The organism is Methylobacterium sp. 190mf (assembly GCF_900107945.1).
Classification (GTDB): domain Bacteria; phylum Pseudomonadota; class Alphaproteobacteria; order Rhizobiales; family Beijerinckiaceae; genus Methylobacterium.
In genome coordinates this window covers 72,969-88,380 of the sequence record NZ_FNVI01000007.1, presented here as the reverse complement: position 1 = coordinate 88,380, position 15,412 = coordinate 72,969, and the positions used below count along the sequence as shown (strand labels likewise).

Annotated in this window: 12 protein-coding genes; 5 read left to right on the top strand and 7 right to left on the bottom strand. The window is 75.3% G+C overall.

The window, feature by feature from the left end:
* Window positions 1-158 precede the first annotated feature (158 nt).
* Window positions 159-2,486: a ComEC/Rec2 family competence protein gene (locus C4T42_RS10165; RefSeq protein ID WP_020092269.1), complete on the top strand. Its 2,328-nt coding sequence runs from the start codon at window positions 159-161 to the stop codon at window positions 2,484-2,486.
* Here the strand turns inward: C4T42_RS10165 and lexA are convergent.
* A complete protein-coding gene (gene lexA / locus C4T42_RS10160) occupies window positions 2,480-3,208 on the bottom strand; it encodes a transcriptional repressor LexA (protein ID WP_103985076.1) in 729 nt (242 codons plus the stop codon). The two genes, C4T42_RS10165 and lexA, sit on opposite strands and share 7 nt — an antisense overlap.
* Before the next feature lie 250 nt (window positions 3,209-3,458).
* Between lexA and C4T42_RS10155 the strand changes: the two genes are divergently transcribed.
* The gene (locus C4T42_RS10155; RefSeq protein ID WP_026604787.1) at window positions 3,459-3,908 is read left to right on the top strand and encodes a hypothetical protein; all 450 of its coding nucleotides are present in this window, start codon (window positions 3,459-3,461) and stop codon (window positions 3,906-3,908) included.
* Window positions 3,909-3,926: 18 nt separating this feature from the next.
* On the opposite strand, the gene C4T42_RS10150 is transcribed toward C4T42_RS10155, so the two are convergent.
* Entirely contained in the window at window positions 3,927-4,142 is a 216-nt protein-coding gene (locus tag C4T42_RS10150) for a hypothetical protein (RefSeq protein ID WP_020092272.1), read from the bottom strand.
* 320 nt (window positions 4,143-4,462) lie between these two features.
* On the opposite strand from C4T42_RS10150, the gene fae reads away from it, so the two are divergent.
* Window positions 4,463-5,002 carry a formaldehyde-activating enzyme gene (fae, locus tag C4T42_RS10145; RefSeq protein ID WP_020092273.1) on the top strand — a complete coding sequence of 180 codons (540 nt, stop codon included), beginning with the start codon at window positions 4,463-4,465 and terminating at the stop codon, window positions 5,000-5,002.
* 39 nt (window positions 5,003-5,041) lie between these two features.
* On the opposite strand, the gene C4T42_RS10140 is transcribed toward fae, so the two are convergent.
* The 4 genes from C4T42_RS10140 to C4T42_RS10125 all read right to left on the bottom strand — a co-directional run bounded on the left by C4T42_RS10140 (window position 5,042) and on the right by C4T42_RS10125 (window position 11,259).
* On the bottom strand, window positions 5,042-5,506 hold the full coding sequence (locus C4T42_RS10140) for a hypothetical protein (RefSeq protein ID WP_020092274.1): 465 nt from the start codon (window positions 5,504-5,506) through the stop codon (window positions 5,042-5,044).
* 80 nt (window positions 5,507-5,586) lie between these two features.
* On the bottom strand, window positions 5,587-8,871 hold the full coding sequence (locus tag C4T42_RS10135) for an error-prone DNA polymerase (RefSeq protein WP_020092275.1): 3,285 nt from the start codon (window positions 8,869-8,871) through the stop codon (window positions 5,587-5,589).
* Window positions 8,868-10,553: a DNA polymerase Y family protein gene (locus C4T42_RS10130; protein ID WP_020092276.1), complete on the bottom strand. Its 1,686-nt coding sequence runs from the start codon at window positions 10,551-10,553 to the stop codon at window positions 8,868-8,870. The genes C4T42_RS10135 and C4T42_RS10130 overlap by 4 nt, the downstream gene beginning before the upstream one ends.
* A complete protein-coding gene (locus tag C4T42_RS10125) occupies window positions 10,480-11,259 on the bottom strand; it encodes an ImuA protein (protein ID WP_103985094.1) in 780 nt (259 codons plus the stop codon). The genes C4T42_RS10130 and C4T42_RS10125 overlap by 74 nt, the downstream gene beginning before the upstream one ends.
* 231 nt (window positions 11,260-11,490) lie before the next feature.
* On the opposite strand from C4T42_RS10125, the gene C4T42_RS10120 reads away from it, so the two are divergent.
* Complete coding sequence (locus C4T42_RS10120) at window positions 11,491-12,357, top strand: collagen-like protein (protein WP_020092278.1); 867 nt, start codon at window positions 11,491-11,493, stop codon at window positions 12,355-12,357.
* Window positions 12,358-12,367: 10 nt separating this feature from the next.
* On the opposite strand, the gene C4T42_RS10115 is transcribed toward C4T42_RS10120, so the two are convergent.
* Window positions 12,368-13,585 (bottom strand): TIGR03862 family flavoprotein, encoded by a 1,218-nt coding sequence (locus C4T42_RS10115; protein WP_026604790.1) that lies wholly within the window; start codon window positions 13,583-13,585, stop codon window positions 12,368-12,370.
* A gap of 256 nt (window positions 13,586-13,841) precedes the next feature.
* Here C4T42_RS10115 and C4T42_RS10110 point away from each other — a divergent pair, with 256 nt between their 5' ends.
* Entirely contained in the window at window positions 13,842-15,377 is a 1,536-nt protein-coding gene (locus tag C4T42_RS10110; RefSeq protein ID WP_020092280.1) for an MDR family MFS transporter, read from the top strand.
* The last annotated feature ends 35 nt before the right edge of the window (window positions 15,378-15,412 follow it).

Below are 15,412 nucleotides of genomic sequence, written 5' to 3'. Positions count from 1 at the left end.
GCGCGACGGACGGCGAAGGGGCGGCGGAGCGGCGAGGGGCTCGACAGGGCGCCCGTAGCACGAAGAACCCGCTGTAGCACGGGCCGGCGGATGCGTTAAGAATCGCCCGCAGAATCGCACGGCCCCGACGACAGGTCGCGCGGAGCGGGGCGGCGGCGATGCGGCGGATCGGCGCGAGGCGGGCGGACGGCGCGGTCGCGCTGATCGGCCCGCGCGCCCGAGCCCTTCCCGCCGCCCTCTTGGCCGCCCTCCCGGCCGCCCTCCCGGCGCTCCGCGACTGGGTCGTCGCCGGCCTCGCCCGCGAGGCCGAGCAGCGCCGGCTGTTCCCCTGGCTGGCGGTGGCCTTCGGCGGCGGGATCCTGGTCTACTTCGCGGCGGCCGACGGCGCGCCGAGCCTCGCCGCCCCCCTGATCGCGGCCGGCCTCGCGCTGGCGCCGGTCCCCGTCCTCGGCGCGCGGCCGGCGGCCCTGGCGGCGGCGCTCGCGGTGGCGGCCGCGTTCCTCGGCTTCGCGGCGGCGACCTGGCGGGTCTCGCAGGTCGCCGCACCGATCCTCACCCGCACCACGATCGGCCCGCTCGTCGGAACGGTCGAGGCCCTGGACGAGCGCGAGGTGGGCGCCCGGCTGGTGATCCGGGTGGAGAGCTTCGCCGGCCTCGCGCCGGAGGCGCGGCCCGCCCGGGTCCGGGTCTCGTTCCGGAAGACGCCGATCCCGCGTCCCGGGGACGGCGTCGCCGCCACGGCCCGGCTGCTTCCGCCCCCGGAGGCGGCCCGGCCCGGCGGCTACGACTTCGCCCGGGACGCCTATTTCCAGGGGATCGGCGCGGTGGGCTCGCTGATCGGCACCGTCACCGTCCGGGAACCGTCCGGGCCGCCGCCGCTGGGCCTGCGGCTCGCCGCTGCGCTCGACGCGGCGCGCAACGGGCTCACGCGCCGGATCGCGGAGGCCGCCGGCGGCCAGGCGGGTGCGGTGGCGGCGGCCCTGGTGACGGGCAAGCGCGGCCTCATCGGGCCGGCCACCAACGACGCGCTCCGCGCCGCCGGCATCTACCACGTGGTGTCGATCTCGGGCCTCCACATGGTGCTGGCCGCCGGCGTGGTGTTCTGGCTGGTGCGGGCGCTCCTCGCCGCGGTGCCGCTCTGCGCGCTGCTCTGGCCGATCAAGAAGATCGCGGCCGGCTTCGCCATGGTCGGCGTCACCGCCTACTGCGCCTTCTCGGGCTGGGACATCGCGGCCGAGCGCTCGCTGATCATGACCCTGATCATGCTCGGCGCGATCCTGGTGGACCGGCCGGCCCTGTCGATGCGCAACCTCGCCCTCGCGGCGCTGATCGCGCTCGCCCGGGAGCCGGAGGGCCTGCTCGGCCCGAGCTTCCAGATGTCCTTCGGCGCCGTGGCCGGGCTGATCGCCTGCGCGCGGCTGATCGACGGGCGGCTGCTCGTGCGCCCGGGGGCCGGGCGGATCGGGCGGCTCGTCGGGACCGGCCTGTCGGCGATCACCGGGACCCTGGCCACGACCCTGGTGGCGCAGGTCGCGACGGCCCCCTTCGCCACCTACCACTTCCAGACGGTCCAGCCCTTCGGCCTCGTCGGCAACGCCCTGACCCTGCCGCTCGTCTCCCTGGTGGTGATGCCGGCCGCGGTAATCGGCTGCCTCGCCTATCCCTTCGCCCTCGACCGGCCGGTCTGGTGGCTGATGGGGCAGGCGGTGGCCGGGATGCTGGCGATCTCGGACTGGATCGCCGGGTTCGAGCGGGCGGTCCTGGTGCTGCCGGCCTTCGGCGCCGGGGCGCTCGCCCTGCTGACCGCCGGCCTGCTGCTGGGGACGCTGCCGGCCTCGCGCCTGCGCTGGCTCGCCGTGCCGCCGGTCCTGCTCGGGCTCGTCCTCGCGGCCCGGCCCAACCACTACGACCTCTACGTCGACCGGCAGGGCGCGGGGGCCGCGGTGAGGGGCCCGGACGGGCGGCTCGCGGCCCTCGGCAGCCCTTCGGGCTTCGTCCTCGAGCAGTGGCTGAAGGCGGACGGCGACGGGCGGCGGTCCGCGGGGCTGATCGTCCGGTCCGGCAGCGGGCGCTGCGACCGGCTCGGCTGCACCGCCCGGCTGCCGGACGGGCGGGCGGTCGCCCTGGTCCGGGACCGGCGGGCCTTCCCGGAGGATTGCGCCCGCGCCGCGGTGCTGATCACGGGCCTCGCGGCGCCGCCGACCTGCACGGGGCCGCTGGTGATCGACCGGCGCGTCCTCGCCGCCCGCGGGGCCGTGGCCCTCCGGACCGACGGCGACGGCTTCGCCGCGCGCTACGCCCGGGACGACGGCCGCGCCGTGCCCTGGCGGCCGGCCGCCGGGCGCGGGCCGGGACCGCCGCGGCCGGTCACCGCGGAGCCGGGCGACCGCCCCGCGGAGGACGGGGTCGCCGCGACGCCGGAGGCCGACGCCGCGCCGGGCGGAGACCTCGCCCCCGGCGACGCGCCGGCCGAGCCGCTTCAGTAGCGGCGGACGAGGCTCACAAGGCGGCCCTGGATCCGGACCCGGTCGGGCCCGAGCACGCGGGTCTCGTAGGCCGGGTTGGCGGCCTCGAGGGCGATCGACGAGCCGCGGCGGCGCAGGCGCTTGAGCGTCGCCTCCTCGTCGTCGATCAGCGCCACGATGATGTCGCCGGTATTGGCCGTCTCCTGCTTGCGGATGACCACGAGGTCGCCGTCCAGGATGCCCGCCTCGACCATCGAGTCGCCGCGCACCTCGAGGGCGTAGTGCTCGCCGCCGGCCACGAAGTCCGGCGACAGGGTGATGGCGTGGCTCTGGTTCTGGATCGCCGAGACGGGGGTACCGGCCGCGATCCGGCCCATGACCGGGATCGAGATGGCGCGGCCGGACTCGTCGATCATCCGCGTGCTCGCCGGGGCCAGCGGCTGCTTGGACTTACCGCCCTCGACCACGCTCGGCGTGAAGCGGCGCGGCTCGGCGGGGGCCTGAGTCGCCGGAGCGGCCTGGGTCAGGCTCTCGGGGATCCGGATCACCTCGATGGCGCGCGCCCGATTCGGAAGGCGCCGGAGGAAGCCGCGCTCCTCGAGCGCCGTGATCAGCCGGTGGATGCCGGATTTCGACTTGAGATCGAGGGCATCCTTCATCTCGTCGAACGACGGCGGGACACCGCATTCCTGCATCCGGCTCTGGATGAATCGCAGGAGGTCCAGCTGCTTGCGCGTGAGCATCGACGGGGGACTCGCGGCTTGGCGGACCGCCACGTGACGGTCTCCGAAACAAATCACGAACAGGTTAAACGTTCCGCAAGTGTTCCGCAAGAGCGGCACCGCTCGGCTCGGCGCGCCGCGGGCGCGCCCGCGGGAGAAGGTCGAGAAACGCATTGACGGCGCAAGCGGAGCCGTTTCAATGCATCGCGGCGCCCCGCCGGGAAGGCGGCGGATCCGGGGTGCGGGCTGGGACCCTCTTGGAATGACGAGGATGCGACGACCCGCAGCTCTGCTGCCCCTCGGCCTCGCCGCCCTCGGCCTCGCCGGCTGCACCACCGGATTCTCCTACATCTCGCGGAACTACGTGGCGCTCACTCCCCAGGTCGTCACGATCGGCTGCAAGGAGCCCTACGAGGTCTACGACAACCGGCAGCTGCGCCGGATGCTGATCGTGTCCAACGCCCTGCGCGAGTATACCGGCTGCAACCTGAGCGAGGTCCGGATCGATCCGGAGCCGGGCGCCACCCGGGTGAAGCGCTTCCGCACCGCCGCCCGGGCCTATCTCGACGAGACCGTGCGCGAGGATTGCCGGATCACCGGCGAGACCGTGTTCGATCCGCTGAAGACCGAGTTCGCCTACGCCTGCGACGCGCCGATCGAGAAGCGCGGCACCGTGGTCCCCCGCCTGCCGGGCCGCAATCCGGGCCTCGGCGTGCGCTGACCGGCCGGCGGCGCGTCCTCAGGCGCCCGGCTTCGGGAAGGTCCGCTCCGCGGCGTCGCCGGCGGCGGCCAGCAGGGCGCGGGCGAAGGCCCGGGCCTCCGTCCGGTCGAGCACGATCGCGGCGGTGACCGGCGCACCGCCGAGGTCGGCGAGGGCGAGTTCCAGGCGCACCCCGTCGGGCACGGCGCTCGCCTGAAGGCTCCAGCCGGAGCCCCGGTCCGTGCTCTCCGCCATCGTGTTCCTCCCGCATGCCCGGCACGGCGCCGCGCGCCCACCGGAACGGCCAGGCCCGGGACCGCTCCCGGAGCCGCGCTCCGATCTTCCCTGCCTCGCCTGTCCGCGTTCCTCAAGGCCACAGGCCGCGCAGGGGTGGAGATGCGCGCCGTCGCGGATGCCGGCGGCCGCATCGCGGCGACGCGGGGCGGCACGGGTCCGCGCCCGCGCCGCAGCGCGGGCGAGGGCAGGGGCGGCCGGGATGGGAGCCGGCTTCGGGGCGATTGACGCGAGGCCGCCGATGATGTCTCCCGCGGGCTCCGATCAGGTGGAGTTCGAACATGCAAGAGATCTGGTTCCGCACGGGCGAGGCCACGGTGCTGGCGGCCGAGGGCCAGTACACCGACGCCATGCCGGAGGTGCTGATCGGCTCGGTGCGCGGCCCGGTCGGTCAGGCCTTCGCGTCGATGATGGGGCAGGTCCAGGGCCACACGCGGATGTTCGTGGTGCGCGACCTCAACCAGCTCGTGCGCCCGGCCACGATGATGACCACCAAGGTCACGATCCACACGGCCGAGTATGCCGAGCTCCTCGGCGGCGTGGTCCAGGCCGCCACCGGCGACGCGATCGTGGACTGCATCATCGAGGGCATCCTGCCGAAGGACGGGCTCGACGAGCTGTGCATGATCATCATGATCTGGCTCGATCAGCGCTGCGCCGAGGACGACAACCTCGACCAGAAGGACCTCTACCGGACCAACTACGAGGCCACGAAACTCGCCATCGCCCGCGCCCTCAAGGGCGAGCCCACGGTCGACGAGCTGATCGCCAACCGGAAGACCGTGAAGCACTACGCGCTCGACGGCGTGATCGAGTACTGAGCGGGCCCAGGCCACGCATCCTGCCGGCTCAGGTCCGCCTCAGCCCGGCGGGATACGCCCCACCGAGCACAGGGTGCGCATCGTGCTGCTGCCCGGGTCGGTGTAGCAGGACGCCGACCAGCCGTTCTGCTGGATGAACGACTTGCGCCGCTCCGCCAGCGCGGTCCGGTAGGCGGTGGCGATGATCGGCTCGACGGTCGCGGCCGGTTGGCCGATGAGGATCTCGGAGGCCACCGACAGGTCGCGGAAGAAGGTCGCCGAGGGGCTCGGCTCGGCGGAGGTCGCCTGCACGATCGGCTCGGCCCGGCAGGTCACGTCGAACTTGATCGGGCCGGCCACGCGGATGTCGATGCTGGGGCCGGCGCGCTTGCCGACCCGGCCGCCGATCGCGTCGGCGATCTGGCGGGTGAGGTCGTCGCAGCTGTCGGCCCGGGCGGCCTCCGCCAGGAGGGGCAGGGCCGCGCAGGCGGCGAGGAGGAGGCGCGGGACGGCGAAGCTCGACATCGCCGCACTCTACGCGCGGCGCGGGGCCTGTCGAGGGGCCTGTCGAGGGGCTGGTCGAGGGGCTGGTCGAAGTGCCGGCCTCAGTGGAAATCCCGGCTGGGGAACACGCGCCGGTCCGGGGGCACGCCGAAATCCGTGTTCTCGGGCGGCAGCTTCATGCCGGCCTCGCGCAGATCGCGCAGGGCAGCGGTGAGGTCGCGAAACCCCTCCGCCACGAGGTGGACCACCCCGTCCGCCCGCTGGATCCGGCCGCGCACGGCGAGGAACCGCGCCTGCATGGCGATCCGGCGGTTCGCCTCGAACACGGTCTTCCAGACGATCACGTTGGCGATACCGGTCTCGTCCTCCAGCGTCAGGAAGACCACGCCCTTGGCGGTGCCGGGCCGCTGGCGGATCAGCACGAGCCCTGCCACCGTGACCCGCGCCCCCTGGGGCAGCGCCGGATCGAGATGGGCCCGGGCCGGAATCGCGCCGATCCGGGCGAGCCGCCCCCGGAAGAACGCGACCGGGTGCCCCTGGAGCGACAGGCCGGTGGCGGCGTAATCCTCGGCCACGGCCTCGGACGGGGCCAGGGGCTGAAGGTCCACCGCCGGCTCGTGCCGGAACAGGCCGTCATCGGCGTGCCACGCGAAGAGCGGCAGGGGTGCGTCGAGAAGATGGGCGCGGCGCTCGCTCGCATCGGCCTTGGCGGCCTTGCGGGATGACGTCCCTTCCAGGGTGCGGACCATCCACAGGGCGGCGCGCCGGTCGAGGCCGAGCGAGCGGAACGCGTCCGCCTCCGCCAGCCGCTCCAGGGCGTTGCGGGGCAGGGCGAGGGACGCCTGCAGGCCCTCGATGCTGGCGTAGCCGTTGGCGCGCAGCCGCACGAGCCGGCGCATCGCGGCCTCGGGCAGGCCGCGCACGACGCGCAGACCGATCCGCACGGCGTGCAGCGCCGGATCCCCGGCCGGCTCCAGGGTGCAGTCCCAGTCGCTGGCGTTGACGCAGACGCCCCGCACCTCGACCCCGTGGGCCCGGGCGTCGCGCACCAGCTGGGCCGGCTGGTAGAAGCCCATGGGCTGGGCGTTGAGGATCGCGGCCAGGAAGACGTCGGGGTGCCGGCACTTCATCCAGGCCGAGGCGTAGACGAGGAGCGCGAAGCTCGCCGCGTGGCTCTCCGGGAAGCCGTAGGTCGAGAAGCCCCGGATCTGCGCGAAGCAGCGCTCGGCGAAGTCCTGCGGGTAGCCCCGGCGGGTCATGCCGCCCACGAACTTGTCCGCGAAGCCGCCGATCGACCCGACGTGGCGGAAGGTCGCCATCGCCCGGCGCAGCCCGTCGGCCTCGGCCGGGGTGAAGCCCGCCGCCGTGATGGCGATCTGCATGGCGTGCTCCTGGAACAGCGGCACGCCGTAGGTCTTCTGCAGGACCTCCTTCAGCTCGTCCGCCGGGCCGTGATCCGGGTGCGGGGCCGGGTACTCGACCGGGTCGATCCCGGAGCGTCGCCGCAGGTAGGGATGGACCATGTCGCCCTGGATCGGGCCGGGGCGCACGATCGCGACCTGCACCACGAGGTCGTAGAACTCCCTGGGCTTAAGGCGCGGCAGCATCGACATCTGCGCCCGGCTCTCGACCTGGAACACGCCGACGGAATCGGCCTTCGTCAGCATCGCGTAGGTCGCGGGATCGTCCTGCGGCAGGTCGGCCAGCGTCTCGTAGAAGGTGCCGTGATCCTTCTCCAAGAAATCGAGGCCGCGCTTGAGGCAGGTCAGCATGCCGAGCGCCAGCACGTCGACCTTCATCAGGCCGATCGCGTCGATGTCGTCCTTGTCCCACTCGATGAAGGTGCGGTCCGCCATGGCGCCGTTGCCCACCGGCACGGTCTCGTCGAGGCGGCCGCGGGTCAGCACGAAGCCGCCGACATGCTGCGACAGGTGGCGGGGGAAGCCGATCAGCTGGTGGGCGAGGTCGAGCGCCTGCCGGATCGCCGGGTTCTCCGGGTCGAGCCCGGCCTCGCGCACGTGCTGGTCCGGCATGCCGGTGCCCCAGGAGCCCCAGACCGTGTCGGCGATCGCCGCGGTCACGTCCTCGGTCAGGCCCAGGACCTTGCCGACCTCGCGGATCGCCATGCGGGGCCGGTAGTGGATCACCGTGGCGCAGAGGGCGGCGCGCTCCCGGCCGTAGCGGGCGTAGAGGTGCTGGATCACCTCCTCGCGGCGCTCGTGCTCGAAGTCGACGTCGATGTCGGGGGGCTCGCCGCGGTTCTCCGAGATGAAGCGGGCGAAGAGCAGCCGGTGCTTCGACGGGTCCACCGCGGTGATGCCGAGGCAGAAGCACACGGCGGAATTGGCCGCCGAGCCGCGGCCCTGGCAGAGGATGCCCCGGCCGCGAGCGAACTCGACCACGTCGAACAGGGTCAGGAAGTAGCGGGCGTATTTCATCTTGGCGATGAGCCGCAGCTCCTCGCGCAGCGTCGCCGCGACGCCGTCCGGGACCTCGCCGCCGTAGCGCCAGCGCGCCCGTTCCCAGGTCTTCTCCTCCAGGTATTCCTGCGGCGTGCGCCCGGGGGGCACCGGCTCGTCGGGATACTCGTAGTGCAGCTGCGACAGGTTGAACTCGCAGGCCTGCGCGATCTCGACGGTGCGGGCCAGCGCCTCCGGGTGGTCGGAGAACAGCCGCGCCATCTCGGCGGCGGGCTTCAGGTGGCGCTCGGCATTGGCCTCCAGCCGGTAGCCGGCGTCCTCGATCCGGCAGCCTTGGCGGATGCAGGTGACCACGTCCTGCAGCGGGCGTCGCTCGGGATGGTGGTAGAGCGCGTCCGAGACCGCGACCATCGGGGCGCCGGAGGCCGCGCCCAGCTCGGCGAGCAGCCCGAGGCGCCGCCGCTCGTCGCCGCGGCGCGTGTGGCTCGCCCCCAGAAAGGTCCGGCCCGGGGCGGCGGCGGCCAGCGCCTCCAGCCGCGCCCGGAACCCCTCCGGCAGGCGCCGGGCCGGCGGCATCGCGATGAACATCTGCCCCTCGGCGGCCTCCACCATCTCGGCGAAGGAGAAGCGGCACGCGCCCTTGCGGACGCGCCGGTTGCCCAGGGTGAGCAGCCGGCAGAGGCGCCCCCAGGCGCCCCGGTCCATCGGGTAGGTGACGGCTTCGAACCCCTCCTCGGTGACGAGGCGCACCCCCGGCAGGATCCGGATCGGTGTGCCTTCCTGGTCGAGCGCCAGCGCCGCCGCGTGCGCCCGGACCACGCCGGCCACGGTGTTGCGGTCGGCGATGCCGATGGCCGCGAGGCCGTAGGACGCCGCCTGCACGACGAAGTCCTGCGGATGGGAGGCGCCGTGCAGGAAGGAGAAGTTCGTGGTGACGGCGAGCTCGGCGTAGGCGGGGCCGCTCACGCGAAGAGCCCGTGGACGTACCACGCGGCCGGGCGATCAGGGGCGTGCGGGCCGTCGCGGTAGAGCCAGAGCCGGTGCCCGGCCTCGCACTCGATGCGGTAGTAATCGCGATCCGCGCCGGGCGCGCGCCACCATTCGGCGGCGATCCGCTCCGGCCCCTCGGCATGGGCGACGCGGTGGACCCGGGCGCGCCAGCGGAAGCGCCGGGGCGGCCCCTCCGGGACGGTCGAGAGCACGTCGAGGGCGGCCTCGCCGCGGGGGAAGATCACCAGGGGGCGGGGCGGGAGGTGGTCGGGCCAGGGGGACGCGCCGGTGCGCGCCTCCTCTTCCGCCGCTGGGTCGGAAGGCGCAGCCATCACGGTTGAACGCCGACGCTGAAGGAGCGCATCCGGCCCACGCTGCCGTTCGGGAGCGGGGGGCGGGAGAGGCGCCCGTGGCCGGCTGACGCCTCGATCGGTCGACGGTCCGTGCCCCATTCCGGCAACCCAGACCCGGTCCCGGTCGGCCCGCTCCGGCAGGTGGCTCGCCCGCGGCTCGAGCCGCAGGAGCGCCCGCCCGAGGCGCTGCGCCAGGGCGTCGGCCAGGAACCCGATCCCGTCGCCCGGGGCCGCCGCGCCGAGATCCGTCTGGCGGGCCGGCATGGGGCCGGTCACCGTCACGGCGAGCGCCACCGTCTCGAAGCCGAAGCCGGCGTCGAGGGCGGGGCCCAGCCGGTCGAGGCGCAGGGCGACGAGGGCCGCGACCCGCTCAGGATCGCGCTCGGGGCGGGACAGGCCGAGATCGATCACCCGCAGGGCGCCGTCGACCCGGTGCAGGCCGAGGCGCAGGGCGCAGGCGCCGAGCCCGTCCCGCTCCAGCCGCGGCGCGGTCTCCGCCATCAGGTCCCGGGCGGTCCGAACGATGTCCGACTGCCGCCCGATCGGGTCGAGGAAGCCGCGGGCGGCGGCGTAGGCGGCCGCCTCCGTCAGGGGCGCCAGCGGCTCGGGCCGGCGGCCCAGGGCTTGGTCGAGGCGCAGCAGCAGCGCCGCGCCGAAGCGGCGGGCGAGGGGCCCCCGGGGCAGGGCGTCGAGTTCGCCGATCCGGCGCAGGCCGAGCCGCTTCAGGCCCGCGACCGTGCCGGGATCGAGGCGCAGGGCGTCCACCGGGAGGGCCCGCAGGGCCTGCGAGGCCCCGCCCGGCGGCACCACGACCGGATCGGGCCCGCCCTGCCGCGCCAGCGCGAAGGCGGCGCCGGGCGTGTCGGCCAGCGCGATCCCCGCCGGTACGCGGCTCCGCGCGAGCCGGGCGGCCAAGTCCGCGACGAGGTTCGCCTCGCCGCCGCGCAGGTGGCTCGCGCCGGCGACGTCGATGTAGAGCCCGTCCGCCGCCTCGCCCGGCCCGAACGGGGCCACGTGGGGCGCGTAGCCGCTCGCCCAGCGGCACAGCCGCAGCAGGGCGTCCCGGTCGGCCTCCGGGTCGGCCGGGTAGACCTGGAGCGGCACGCCGATCCGCGCCCGGACCCGGCCGAGGGGCTCGCCGACCCGGAGGCCGAGGGCGCGGGCCTCCGGGTCGAGGGCCACGAGCCGCAGCCCGCCGGCCCCCTCGGCCGCCACCGCGAGGGGGCCGCGCTCAGGCGCGAGACCGGCCCGCCGCAGCCGCGTCACCGGCCAGTGGCTCAGGCAGATGCAGACGATGCGCGGCATGGTCCCACTCCAGAAGCCAGTCGCCGCCCCGCCCGTTGCGGCAGCGCTCGAGCCGCGCCCGCCAGCGCGGCCTGTCCAGGGTCCCGAACCGGTCCCGCGCCGCCGGCGCGGCGGCGATCCGCCAGCGCGTGGCGGCCCCGTTGGGCAGACCGGCCGGCGCCGGCCGCAGGATCAGCAGCAGCGGCGGCGCCGGCCCTTCCGCGGCGAGCTGCAGGCGCCGGCCCGGCTTCAGCGGCAGCCCGTCCCGCAGGAGGCCGATCAGGGCCGTGAGCGCCCGCGCGTGCAGGGCCGCCTCCAGGGCGCGGAACACCTCCGCGTCGCTGCCGGCTTCCAGCAGCAGCAGGCGGCCGGGGTCGAGGCCGAGGCCGGCGAGGCCGTGCCCGTAGGGCAGGGGCTCGCCGGGCGCGGCGGCGATCAGCGCTTCCCCCGGCTCCCGGGCGAGCTGGCGGGCGCAGAGCGCCAGGGCGAAGCCCAGGGCCGCGATCGCGTCCGCGGGCTCGGCCGGCGCGATCTCGTGGGGCGGCCCGAGGGCGAGACCGCCGCCCGGCAGGTGCGCGTCGAGATCCGGAACGCCCAGCGGCAGGACCGGGACCGGATCCCGGCCGCGATCCGGCGGCGCGAGGCGCGCCCGCAGGACCGCCAGCCGGGCCCGGGGATCGTCCCGCGCGATCGCCGCCTCGGTCTCGTCGGCAGGGTCCAGCCCCATCTCCATCGGCTCCGGTCATGCTGGACGATAGGAACATAACAGGAACATGCACAAACGGTTTCCGCGGGGTCCCGGAATCGCGCGTGGCGGCAGCGGCTTGGCCTGTGGACGGCTGTGGACGCCTGTGGAATCGGCCGCCCCCGCGGCGTCCGAGGTCGCGGTTGACCGCAATCGCAGGGCGAGACCAATGTCCGGACGCCGCGCGCGTGACGCGGCCGAACCGGACCGCGCATGCGCTCAGCCCTCAGCTCAGCCCTCACCCTGACGCTCCTGCTCGCCCTGCCGGGCGCGGCGCTCGGCCAGCAGGCGGATCCGCCGGGTGCCGCCGCCCCGGATCCGGCCGCGTCCGCCCCCGCGACGGGGCGGGCGCGCCCGGCCCGTCCGCGGGTCCGCCACGCGCAGGCCCCGAGCCAGCCGATCATGGTCTACGACGCGCGGATCGAGGCCGGCGACCTGAGGATCTCGGGCTCCGTGCGCAAGCCCGGCGCGATCGTGGTGCTGGACGACGACATCTCGATCCAGGCCGACCGGCGCGGCCGGTTCACCTTCCGGCTGCCCTACCGGCCCTCGACCTGCGTGGTGACGCTGAAGGCGGAGCCGGACGAGCGCGAGGCGGTCGTGGCGAACTGCGCGCCCGAGGGTCCGCCCGGACCGCCCGGTCCCCAGGGTGCGGCGGGACCGCCCGGCGAGACGGGGGCCAAGGGCGAGACCGGCCCCAAGGGGGATCAGGGCCTCAAGGGCGATACGGGTCCCCAGGGCGAGCCCGGCCCGAAGGGGGAGCCCGGTGCCACGGGCGCGGCCGGCCCGCAGGGCGCACCGGGCCCGAAGGGCGACACGGGAGCCTCGGGCCCGCCGGGCGCACCGGGCTCGCGGGGGCCGATCGGGCCGCAGGGCGGCCCGGGCCCGAAGGGCGAGGCCGCCAGCCTGCGGCCCGTGCGCAAGTCCGACTGCCCGGGAGGCTGCACGATCACCTGCGGGACCGGGGAGATGCTGGTCACGGCCCACTGCCTCAAGGGCGGCGCGCCGACCTACGACGGGGAGGGCGCCAGTTGCCCGGCGGAGGCGACCGGCATCGTCGGGTTCTGCACGCGGCCGTGAACCGGGCGGGTCAGCCGCCGCTCTCGCGCAGCCAGTCGAGCATCCCGGCGGCGGCCGACCGGCCGCCCGCGAAGGCGCCCTGGAGGAGGTAGCCGCCGGTCGGCGCCTCCCAGTCGAGCATCTCGCCGGCCAGGAACAGGCCGGGATGGGCGCGCAGCATGGACCGCCCGTCCAGCGCGTCGAGCCGGACGCCGCCCGCCGTCGAGATCGCCCGCTCGATCGGCGCGGAGGCGGTGAGGGTGATGGGCGCCGCCTTGATCAGCCCGGCGAGGGCCCCGGGCTCCGCCGGGAGGGCGGTGCCGGCCGCCTCGCGCAGCAGCCCCGCCGCCGCGGGCGCGAGGCCCGCGGCCTTGCGCAGCCGGGTCGCGGCCGAGTCGCCCGGCCGGGCGCCGCACAGGCGGCGGGCGAGGGCGTCCCGGGTCAGGTCCGGGCGGAGATCCACGACGAGCCGGGCGCTGCCCCCGGCCGCGATCGCCTCGCGCAGGGCGCGCGAGAGGGCGTAGACCGCCCCGCCCTCGAGGCCGGCCTCCGTGATCACGGCCTCGCCCCGCACCGTGGTGCCCGCGCAGGTGAGCGCCACCCGCTTCAGCGGCGCGCCGGAGAACCGCTCCCGGAACAGGTCGGACCACGCCGCCGCGAAGCCGGCATTGGCCGGACGCAGGGGCGACACCGCCACGCCGAGCCCCTCGAGGAGCGGCACCCAGCGCCCGTCCGAGCCGAGGCGCGGCCAGCTCGCCCCGCCCAGCGCCAGCAGGGTGGCGCGCGGCCGGATGTCCAGGGGACCGTCCGGGGTCTCGAAGCGCAGGCCCCCGGCGATCCCCGTGAGCCGGTGGCGGGTCCGGATCCGGACGCCGAGGCGGTCGAGCCGCGCCAGCCACGCCCGCAGCAGGGGCGAGGCCTTGAAGCTGCGCGGGAAGACGCGCCCGCTCGAGCCGACGAAGGTCGGCTCGCCGAGATCCCCGCACCACGCCCTGAGCGCGTCGGGCGGGAAGGCCGCGATCGCCGCGTCGAGGGCGCCGCGCGGATGGTAGCGGGCGAGGAACTCCGCCCGCGCCTCGCTGTGGGTGATGTTGAGGCCGCCGCGCCCGGCGATCAGCAGCTTGCGGGCGACCGACGGCATGCGCTCGTAGACCGTGACCGCGCGGCCAGCCTCGCCCAGCACCTCGGCCGCGGCGAGCCCGGCGGGCCCCCCGCCCACGATGGCGATTGCGTCCCTGTCATCCGGCATGGGGCGGGAGAGCGACAGCCCGGCCCCCTCTGTCAAGGGCGAAGGTCGGATCGGCGCCGGGCGCCATGGGCCGGCCTCCAGCGTTGCGCTAGGAAACGGACACGCCCGAACGCACGTTCTTCCCGATCCCGGGCGCCGCGGTTACCGGTGCACAGGCCCGCGACCGCGGCCCGCCCGCGCCCCCCTCATGCCGCCCCAGGCCCCGTCCGTCCCGGACGGTCGGCCGGCACGGTCCGGATCAGAGGCTCTCAGACACGTGGCCAGTCCCGTCGCCGTCACCGAGATCCAGCCGCAGGCCCAGGCGCGGCCCGCCCCGCAGGCCGCGCTCAGCCCCGGCGAGATCCGCGCCATCGTCTACGGGCTGATGACCGCGATGCTGCTCGCGGCCCTCGACCAGACCATCGTGGCGACCGCCATGCCGACCATCGGCCTCGACCTCGGCGACGCCGCGAACCTGCCCTGGATCGTCACCGCCTACCTGCTGGCCTCCACGGCGGTGACCCCGCTCTACGGCAAGCTCAGCGACATCCACGGCCGGCGGGTCATGCTGCTGATCGCCATCGCGACCTTCGTGGTCGGCTCGCTCGCCTGCGCGCTCGCGCCCACGATGGTGGCGCTGGCGCTCGCCCGGGGTCTCCAGGGTGTCGGCGGCGGCGGTCTGATCGCCCTGGCGCAGACCATCCTGGCCGACATCATGTCGCCCAAGGAGCGGGCGCGCTACCAGGTGGTGATCGCGGGCGTGTTCGTGACGGCCTCGGTGGCGGGGCCGCTGCTCGGCGGCCTCTTCGCCCAGCACCTGCACTGGTCCCTGATCTTCTGGATCAACCTGCCGATCGGCGTCCTCGCCTTCGCGCTCACCAACGCCAACCTCAAGCGCCTGCCCCGCCACGAGCGCCGCCACCGGCTGGACTATCCCGGCGCCGCCCTGATGGTGGCGGGCTCCGTCACCCTCCTGCTGGCCCTGAGCTGGGGCGGGGTGCGCTATCCCTGGGACTCGGCGCCGGTCCTCGCCCTCCTGGCCGGGGCGGCCGTGCTGGGCGGCGGCTTCGCGGCGCGGCTCGCCACGGCGGCCGAGCCGCTGATCCCCACGGAGGTGCTCAAGGACCGGGTGGTCTACAGCGCGACGCTGGCGGCGTGCTTCGCCATGGGCACCTTCATCGGGCTCACCATCTACGTGCCGATCTTCCTCGAAGGGGTGATCGGGCTCTCGGCGAGCGAGTCCGGAGTGGCCCTGGTGCCGCTGATGATCGGCACCGTCACGGGTGCGACCCTGTCGGGCCGGTCGATGCTCCATTTCCGGCACTACAAGCGCGTGCCCCTGGCGATGATGTGCGTCAGCCTCGCCTGCTGCGCCACCATCGCCTGGCAGGGCCGGGCGCTGCCCTTCTGGCTCATGGAGGTGCTGTTCGCGCTGCTCTCCATGGGGATCGGGACGATCCTGCCGCTCTCGACCATCTCGATCCAGAACGCGGTGGAGACGCACCAGCTCGGCATCGCCACCGCCGCGATGAACTTCTTCCGCTCCCTCGGCGGGGCGCTGATCGTGGCGGCCTTCGGCACGATCGTGCTCGGCGGCGCCGCGGGCGGGGCGGGGGGAGGGGCCCACGACGTGGAGAGCCTAATCCGCGGCGCGGACCCGGCCCAGCTCGCCCTAACCTTCCGCCACGTCTTCCTGGCCGCCTGCCTCGGCCTGCTCGGAGCCTTCACGTTCCTGGCGCTGATGGAGGAGCGGCCCCTGCGCGAGCGCACATCCCCCAAGATGGCCGCCGAGACGCCGGACGCCTCCGCCTGACGGCGGCGCGGAACCGGACGCGGTCCCTCACCCCG